Below are 8697 nucleotides of genomic sequence, written 5' to 3' on the forward strand. Positions count from 1 at the left end.
TCGTCGTGCGCGGCCAACCGCCCGCACCGCGCCCGCGGCGGGCCCGTACGCACCGGCGTACGGGCCCCTGGACGGCCCGTGGGCCTCACTTCCGCGCCGGGCACTGCTTCCATGCGAAGTGGTACATGGTGTTGATGCTGCCGTCGGTGGAGTCCATGGCCATGTAGCTGGTGGCTCTGGGGCTGGCCGACTTGCCGTCCACCCTCAGCTCGGTGTTGATGTTGAAGTAGCGCTCCTCGCCGCAGGGCGCGTAGACCAGGGCGTCGATGTCGGTCTCGTCCGAGGTCTGCCAGTTGTTCTCGTAGGGGCCGGTGAAGGTGTGGCTCTTGCGGGCCGTCTGCTGCTGGCCCTGGAAGTAGTAGTTCGCCTGCTCCAGTCCCTTGGCGCCCTGGGCCAGCGAGGCGTAGCCGCGGTAGTCGGCCCGGGCGATCGCATAGGTGAAGCCCTGGGGGACGTGGACGTTGAGCGCGATCTGGCAGTTCTTGCGGGCGTCGGTGGGCTGGCTGGAGCCGCCGGCCTGGGCGAGGTACTCGCTGTAGGTCACGGTGAAGGCGGTGTTGTCGGGGGCGATGGCCACCGCGGCGCTGCCGGGTCTGCAGCCCGACCCGTTCACCGTGGCGACGGTGATGGTGATCTTTCCGGTGGGCGGTTCGTCACCGAAGCGTGCCGGCGTGGTGGGGGATGCCGATCCGAGGAGCAAGGATGCCACTGCGGCACCAGCACTGAGCGTGCTGAGCATGGGCTCGTCCTTCCGGTCGTCCTAGGCCCGCGGCGCGGGAACACCAGGTTGGGATGACGAGCGCATGCCAGCACGGGGATCTCCCCTTGAACAGCTCTGCTCCCCATGATTGGGGCGAACCTACGCCTTGATTCGGACGCGGGCTACCGAATCGGAACACCGGCAGCGAAAGCGACGAAGAGTCATATCCCTCTGGTACGGCGGCAGAGCGCACCGCACGCCCGCGACCGGGACGTATCCCCCAGGGCCGGACGGAGCGCCAGGAGACGGCGGCTCGGTGACGGGTGACCGGGCCCGTTGCCGAAAACGGGGGCCCCGGCTGGTGCCGAGGGCGTAAGACCTCCCGGAGCGCTGCTCCAGGAGGCGGCCTGAGCCGGGAATCCCCTCCCTGAAGAAGGGGGATCCGCAGTCAACGGAGACGTCTCATCGGGAGATGGCGCTGGCCTCGGCGATCGACGGGCTGGCCGTGAGCGCGTCGATGATCTGCTGCTGGGAGGTTCGCGTGCGGTTGTCCATGGCGGCTCGGGCCGCGACCGGATCGCGGTCGCGGACCGTTTCCCAGACCGCGCGTCGTTGCCGCGCGGCGGATGCCGAGAACGGAAGCGATCCCAAGGTGATCCGCAGAACTCGTTCCAGCTCGTCGAAGACCTGGATGACCGACCGAGCCAGCCTGTCGTTGCCGCAGTTGTCGGCGATGATCGCGTCGAACTCCAGAGTGGCGCGGAGGAATGCCTCGATGCTCTCCGTATCGCGTGGCTCGTAGGACTGGCCGAGGAGTTCTTCCATGCGGGCGAGATCATCCTGCGGGCAGCCGCGCTCTGCCGCGATGGCGGCGGCCTCCGTCTCCAGAACCCGGCGGAAGGCGCACAGATCGCGTGTCCCCTTCAAGGTCACCGGCAGGATCCGGTATCCCGAGCGGGGAAGCGCATCGACCAGCCCATCGCGCTGTAGCCGGGTCAGGGCCTCTCTCACCGGCATGGTGCCGGCGTCGGTCAACCGCGTCAGATCCGTCTTGGTGACATGGGCCCCGGGTGCCAGGTCAAGCTCGATGATCCGCCGCTTGATCGCGAGATATGCGCGCTCGGTGGCGCTCAGGCCGGGGTGGTCCGTGCTGAGGATGGCGGGCAGATACTTCACGTATCCATCCTAGGGATCTGATATCCCAGTTTGGATTTCTCGGATCTCAGTCCGCCGTTGCCGTCAGCTGCTGCACAAAAGTGTCTGCGACCTGCGCAACCCACTCCGGATTCTCAAGCGGCGGGTAATGCCCGATGTCAGGCACCCTCAGCAACTGCGCCGCCGAGCCCATCTCGGCGACCGTGTCATCGACCAGCTCATCCTGCACGAAGAAGTCGTCGGTGCCCTGCACCAGCAGGACCGGGCACCGCACATCGCCGAGCCGGCCGCGCAGGTCGTGGGAAGCCCACGCCTGACCGTCGAACTGACCGGCCTGCTGGGAGGTGCTGCGCTGAAGCCACCTCAGCTCGGTTTCCTGCTCGGCCGTCAGCTTCTTGCTCGCCGAGGTCACCGCCGCATACTCCAGGTGATCCGTCCAGCCGGCATCGGGCGGGCTCGTCCGACCTGCCAGCAACGCGGCGGCCTCGGCCGACAGCGGTGTCCACGACGCTGCTTGCATCGCGACGACACCTCGATAGCTCTCTCCGTGGTGAGCGGCAAGATCCAGTGCCGTCAGGCCTCCGACAGAGGCACCGAGCACAAAGGGCGAGATTCCAGGCAGCACCGTGCGCACGAACGCGTGCACGAACTCGGCGTGGTCATGAATGGAATTCCCCGGCTGCCACTGTGCCGGGTAGGAACGGCAGTGCCCGGGAAGATCGGGCGCAATCGCGCGATATCCGCGTTCAGCGAGCAACGGCAGAAGGTGCCGGTAGATCCGGGAGTCCGTGGCACCCGGATGAATGCACACGATCGGAACGCCTTCGCCGGCCTCGTCGAAGTAGGTGCGTGCACCGTTGACCGCGACATAGCGGCCCGTGATCGGTTCGAAGATCGTCATCGCTCAACTCCTTGCGGGTCACATCCAGAGATCTCGGCCATATGACAGCGGCTCACTGTCAGCATTGAGGCATCTGAGATCTCTGTAAGCCAAACTGAGATCTTAGCCCCCAGTGCGCTCCAGGGGGTGCGATGGACTTCGAGATCCGGGAGATCCACCCGCGAGCACAGGGCGGCCGTCGCCGCCGAACTCAACGGCCGCCCACGCAAAACGCTCGGCTGGGAAACCCCAGCCGAGCGCCGGCATGGACTACTCGCGGCCTGATCAACACGACCACGTGTGGCAACGCCCCCTAGAAACCGCCGTGGTCGCGGGGCCCTGCGAGTGCGGGTGGTTCAGCGCTGCCAGCTGGTGGCGGCGTGGAAGCCGGTCTGGCGCTCCAGCCGGCGCCAGCGGGCGGCGGTGGCGTGCGGACGGGCCGGGGCGGCCGGCCGGTGGGCGGCGCGGGCCAGCAGGACGGCGGTCAGGGCGGCCAGCTCTTCCTCGCTGGCCTGGCCCTTTTCCACGCGGATGGAGTCGGTGCTGTGGACAGGATTCACGGTGTCTTCTCCGTCGTCGCGGTGGGCGGGTGCCTGGTGCGGTGCGGGGTGCGGCTACTGGGGCGGGTTGCCGTGCTTACGGGCCGGCAGGTCCGCGTGCTTGGTGCGCAGCATCTCCAGGGCGCGGATGAGCGTGTGGCGGGTGTCGGCGGGGTCGATGACGTCGTCGACCAGGCCGCGCTCGGCCGCGTAGTACGGGTGCATCAGCTCGGACTTGTACTCCTTGACCATGCGGGTGCGCATGGCCTCGGAGTCGTCCGCCTCGGCGATCTGCTTGCGGAAGATGACGTTGGCGGCGCCCTCCGCACCCATCACCGCGATCTCGTTGGTCGGCCAGGCGTAGGTCAGGTCGGCGCCGATGGACTGCGAGTCCATGACGATGTAGGCGCCGCCGTAGGCCTTGCGCAGCACGATCGAGATCCGCGGGACGGTGGCATTGCAGTAGGCGTAGAGCAGCTTGGCGCCGTGCCGGATGATGCCGCCGTGCTCCTGGTCGACGCCGGGCAGGAAGCCGGGGACGTCCAGCAGCGTGACGATCGGGATATTGAAGGCGTCACACATCTGGACGAAGCGGGCGGACTTCTCGGACGCCTCGATGTCCAGCACACCGGCCAGCGACTGCGGCTGGTTGGCGATGATGCCCACCACCCGGCCGTCGAGACGGCTCAGCGCGCAGATGATGTTGGTCGCCCAGCGCTCGTGGACCTCCAGGTACTCGCCGTCGTCGACGATCTCCTCGATGACCTTGCGCATGTCGTACGGGCGGTTGCCGTCGGCCGGGACCAGGTCCAACAGCGCGTCGCCGGAGCGGTCGGCGGGGTCCTCGCAGGGCACCGCCGGCGGGTTCTCCCGGTTGTTGGCCGGCAGCAGGGACAGCAGGTAGCGAACCTCTTCGAGGCAGGTGGCCTCGTCGTCGTAGGCGAAGTGGCACACGCCGGAGGTCTCGGCGTGCACATCGGCGCCGCCCAGGCCGTTCTGGGTGATCTCCTCGCCGGTCACCGCGCGCACCACGTCGGGGCCGGTGATGAACATCTGCGAGGTCTCGCGGACCATGAAGACGAAGTCGGTCAGGGCCGGGCTGTAGGCCGCGCCGCCCGCGCACGGGCCGAGCATCACCGAGATCTGCGGGATGACACCGGAGGCCTTGGTGTTGCGCTGGAAGATGCCGCCGTAGCCGGCGAGCGCGGAGACGCCCTCCTGGATACGGGCGCCGGCGCCGTCGTTGAGCGAGACCAGCGGGGCACCGGCCTGGATGGCCATGTCCATGATCTTGTGGATCTTGGTGGCGTGCGCCTCACCGAGCGCACCGCCGAAGATCCGGAAGTCGTGTGCGTAGACGAACACGGTCCGGCCGTGCACGGTGCCCCAGCCGGTGATCACGCCGTCGGTGTAGGGCTTCTTGGCCTCCAGGCCGAAGCCCGTCGCCCGGTGCCGCCGCAGCGGCTCGACCTCGTTGAACGAACCCTCGTCCAGCAGCAGCTCGATCCGCTCGCGCGCCGTCAGCTTGCCCTTGGCACGCTGGGCTTCGGTCGCCCGCTCGCTGGGTCCTCGCCGGACCTGCTCACGGATGGCGTGCAGCTCGGCGACGCGCCCGCGGGCGTCGTTGGCGCTGGCGGGCAGATCTTCGACAGTGGTCATGTATCGACGGTACGTGTGCGGGGCGCCGCGTACCGATGTCGGTTTCGTACAACGTCCCATGCGTTTTGGTGGGCAGGCAGTACAGAACCCTCCTGTAGGAGGGCCGCGTCACGGCACCCGTTCGAGTGATGCGCCCGCCGCCGGTCTGTATGGGCCCCACAAACGGCGACCTACGGATGTTGTGGTGACCGGTGGGCCGACCGGGGCCGCCGGTCAGGCCGGCCGGACCGTACAGGTGTGGGTGGTGCAGGCGGTGCCGGGGGTCAGGCGCAGCCGCAGGGCCGGCCGGGTGGCCAGCACCTCGACCGTCGGATCGTGCCCGAGCACCGCCCGTACCGGCCGTGACCAGGTGATCTCCAGCGGACTGCCGGACCGGTCGGGGGCGGCGACGGACAGCCGCGCGGTCCGGCGCCGGCGTTGGACGCGCATCAGCACCGCGGCCGGCCCGTCGGCGGCGAGCGGCCCGGCACGGCCGGCCCGCCAGAAGGTGGCGGCCGTGACGCCGAGCGGGCGGACGGCGATCGCCTGCCGGCCGGCGTCGTTGGCGAGCACGGTCAGCCAGTGCCGGTCGGCGGCCCGTGCGGCGAGGGCTCGGGGGTCGGCGCCGGGCATCAGGAGGTAGGCGTAGCCGGCGCCGTCCGGGTCGGTGCCGTGGTCGTGCCACAGCGTCAGATAGCGGCGGGTGAAGGGCTCCGGGGAGGAGGTGGTGTTGATGTCGTGCCAGGAGCCGGTACGGGCCTCGCGGAGAACCGTGAGGGGCGCGCCTCCGGGGAAGACATAGCCGCCGTGCCCGGCCAAGTGGGCCCAGTGCGCACGGGGGAAGCGGAGCGCGGTGCCCAGAGTGTTGGGCTGCCGGGCGCCGTCGACGGTGAGCGCCGGGGTGCCGCACTCCCCCAGGTTGCGGTTGTCGACGACGGTCTCGACGGGCACGCCGTCGCGGGCGGTGATGCCGGCGCCCAGGCAGACCACGCAGTCGGCGAGCGCGAACCAGGACTTCCTGGCGGTCAGCGTCGAGGCCAGCCCGCGCAGGTCCTGCCCGAGGGCGGCGTACTCGCCGTCGGTGGTGCCGCCCACCCAGCGGGCGGCGGGCCGGGGCTCACCCCAGCCGCCGCCTTCGTTGTCGGCGAGCGGCTTGGTGGAGACGGTGGTGCCGGGCAGCCGGTAGGGGTCGACGGTGGGCCAGAAGTGGTCGGTGTACTGGGCGCCGCCACGGCCGGCGGGCCACCAGTAGAGCATCCCGGCGCCGGTGTGCCAGCCGCGCGGATTCTCGCCGTTGCCGTTCTCGTAGTACGTGATCCTCTCGGAGGCCATGGCCAGGCCGGCGGTGAAGCCGGGGCGGCGGTGCACCGCGCGGTCCATGGCGGGGAAGAGCCGGTGCCCGACCGGCTCGGGGGCCGCGGCCACCGGTCCGTCCGCGATCCGGTGCAGCCGGGCGAGGTCGGCGACGCCGTACTGCCGGTCGGTGAGCACCGGCAGCGTACGGTCGCGGGCGGTCCAGCCCTTGACCATGCCGTGCCAGCGGGTCCGCTCGGCCGGGCTCGCGGCCTCGGCGAGCAGCGCGATCGCGGCGATCAGCGCATGCCCGTGGTAGTGGTCGCTGCGCAGGATCCTCCGCCCGTCGCTGCGGAGGTAACCACGGCTGACGGCACGCCCGTTGACGCTGTCCATCATCAGGCCGTCGTGCAGCAGCGGTGCGTAGGCGTGCTCGACGCTGTCGAAGACGATCTGCCGGCCCGGGTCGGTGACCTCCCACGCCGAGCCGTCGAGCAGGGCGAACAGCCGCCCGAGGCCGTCGAGCAGGACACAGCCGTAGGTGCCGGAGTAGGCGACCCAGGTGTGCTGGACGAACGAGCCGTCGGCGTAGAGCCCATCGCCCCGGGTGACATGGGGGAACACCGGCGAGAGGGCGTCCCGGGCGAGCGCGAGCTTCTCCGGGGCCTGGCCAAGGACGCCGCGCAGAGCCACCACCCGGCACAGGTCGACGCGGTTGGCACCGGTGCTGGTGCCGCTGTAGTCGCCCAGCACGGCGTCGGGGACGAAGTGGTCGACGGCGGCGAGGCAACGGGTCCGCAGCCCGTCGGGCAGGCCGCCGTCGGGCAGGTACTCGTCGAGGAGGGCCAGGGTGTCGAGGAGGAGTCGGGGGCTGCCGATCTGCCACTCCCACCAGTTGCCGTAACGGGTGGTGCCGGCGTGGTAGACGGTGGCCTCCAGGTGGTCGAGGCCGGTGCGTACGGCGTCGGCGAGGGCCGGGTCACCGGTGCGGCCGGTGCCGGGCTGGGCGTAGGCCTGGGCCATGGTGTTCAGCCGGCCGTAGCTCTGGGTGATGCCGGACGGCGGGTCGTAGCGGCAGTCGGGCCACAGGGAGCCGGCGGCGGGCCGCATCCCCGCCCGGTAGGTGTCCGCGAGCCGGCCGGTCTCCGCCAGGACCGCGGCGTACGGCGGGGCCGTGGGGTCGAAGCCGGTGCCGAGGGCGAGCCGGCACCAGCGCGTCCGTAGCGCGCGGTACGGGTCCGCCGCGGCCGGCCGGGAGGCGGCGTCCGCGGGGCGGGCGGCGAGGGCGAAGGCCCCGGCGGTGGAGGCGGTGAGGAACCCCCGGCGGGTGACTCCCCTGTGGTCGGTTCCTCGGTGGTCGGTTCCCCGGCGCGGTCCGGAAGGCGGGGCGGTATCGCTCGGCACGGCGGTTCCTCTCCATGGCGTCAACCGGTCTATGGCGCTGCGCACTTGGGAGTCCTCGATGGTCTCTAGCACGGCCCCGCCGGGGCGGCAATGCCCACGCCGCAACGCCGCCGGCCACCCGTCCGGACGAGCGCGAGCGAACCCACCACCTCAGAGAGGTTGAACATTGAACTAAACCGCGCTACGGTTCCATTCGTTGAACCTTAAACAACCCGCTGCCCCACCGCAGCCGCCCCGAAGGAGGAGCCATGGCTCTGTTCCAGCGCAAGCGCACCGCCGAGACCGCCGCCCCCGCCGCCGTCCTTGAGGCGGACCCGGCACTCGCCGCACTGACCGGCGACTACACCATCGACCCGGCCCACAGCAGCATCGGCTTCAGCGTCCGGCACGCCATGGTCACCAATGTCCGGGGCACCTTCGGCGAGTACGAGGGCCAGCTCGCCCTCGACGGCACCGATCCCGCCCGCTCCACCGCGTCCCTGGACATCGCCATCGCCAGCATCGACACCGGCATCGCCGACCGCGACGGGCACCTGCGCAGCGCCGACTTCTTCGACGCCGAGACCTACCCGCGGATGACCTTCCGCAGCACCGCCGCGGAGCGGGTGGACGGCGACCGCTACCGCATCACCGGAGACCTCACCCTGCGGGACGTCACCAAGCCGGTCACCATCGACCTGGAGTACCTCGGCTCGGCCACCGACGTCTACGGCGCCGAGCGGGTCGGCTTCACCGGCAGCGCCGAGATCCTGCGCTCCGACTGGGGCCTGACGTGGAACGCCGCGCTGGAGACGGGCGGGGTGATGGTCAGCGACCGGGTGCGGCTGAACCTTGAACTCTCGGCCGTTCGGGCTTGATTCCCACGTTTTTGGCTTTCCCGCCGTGGCCTGGCGGCCGGCGCCCTCCCACGTTGTCGGCTTTGCCGCCGTGGCCTGGCGGCCGGGTGCCTTCCGACGTTGTCGGCCCTCTCGCCGTGGGGGTTGTTCGCCGTTGCGCCTGCGGCGGGCGGGGCCGCTGCGCGGGGCTGTCGGCTGCGGTGGCGGTCCTGCGGGGGTGGGTGTCCAGACTGCTTCGCTTTACGTCTGGAC

General features: G+C 70.5%; 7 protein-coding genes. 1 reads left to right on the top strand and 6 read right to left on the bottom strand.

Annotated features, from left to right (window positions below; all coding sequences use genetic code 11):
* Positions 1-85: 85 nt before the first annotated feature.
* The 6 genes from AB0G84_RS23720 to AB0G84_RS23745 all read right to left on the bottom strand — a co-directional run bounded on the left by AB0G84_RS23720 (position 86) and on the right by AB0G84_RS23745 (position 7609).
* On the bottom strand, positions 86-739 hold the full coding sequence (locus tag AB0G84_RS23720; RefSeq protein WP_361324078.1) for a DUF4360 domain-containing protein: 654 nt from the start codon (positions 737-739) through the stop codon (positions 86-88).
* Positions 740-1162: 423 nt separating this feature from the next.
* Entirely contained in the window at positions 1163-1876 is a 714-nt protein-coding gene (locus AB0G84_RS23725) for a GntR family transcriptional regulator (RefSeq protein WP_361324081.1), read from the bottom strand.
* Positions 1877-1922: 46 nt separating this feature from the next.
* Positions 1923-2756 carry an alpha/beta hydrolase gene (locus tag AB0G84_RS23730; RefSeq protein WP_361324083.1) on the bottom strand — a complete coding sequence of 278 codons (834 nt, stop codon included), beginning with the start codon at positions 2754-2756 and terminating at the stop codon, positions 1923-1925.
* Between the two features lie 335 nt (positions 2757-3091).
* Positions 3092-3295 carry an acyl-CoA carboxylase epsilon subunit gene (locus AB0G84_RS23735; protein WP_361324085.1) on the bottom strand — a complete coding sequence of 68 codons (204 nt, stop codon included), beginning with the start codon at positions 3293-3295 and terminating at the stop codon, positions 3092-3094.
* A gap of 54 nt (positions 3296-3349) precedes the next feature.
* Positions 3350-4933, bottom strand: coding sequence for an acyl-CoA carboxylase subunit beta (locus tag AB0G84_RS23740; protein ID WP_361324087.1), 1584 nt, complete (start codon positions 4931-4933; stop codon positions 3350-3352).
* A 213-nt stretch (positions 4934-5146) separates the two neighbouring features.
* Positions 5147-7609 carry a polysaccharide lyase 8 family protein gene (locus tag AB0G84_RS23745; protein WP_361324089.1) on the bottom strand — a complete coding sequence of 821 codons (2463 nt, stop codon included), beginning with the start codon at positions 7607-7609 and terminating at the stop codon, positions 5147-5149.
* 248 nt (positions 7610-7857) lie between these two features.
* Here AB0G84_RS23745 and AB0G84_RS23750 point away from each other — a divergent pair, with 248 nt between their 5' ends.
* Positions 7858-8466 carry a YceI family protein gene (locus tag AB0G84_RS23750; RefSeq protein WP_361324092.1) on the top strand — a complete coding sequence of 203 codons (609 nt, stop codon included), beginning with the start codon at positions 7858-7860 and terminating at the stop codon, positions 8464-8466.
* Positions 8467-8697: the final 231 nt, after the last annotated feature.

The organism is Streptomyces sp. NPDC020742, assembly GCF_040641675.1.
Lineage (GTDB): Bacteria > Actinomycetota > Actinomycetes > Streptomycetales > Streptomycetaceae > Streptomyces.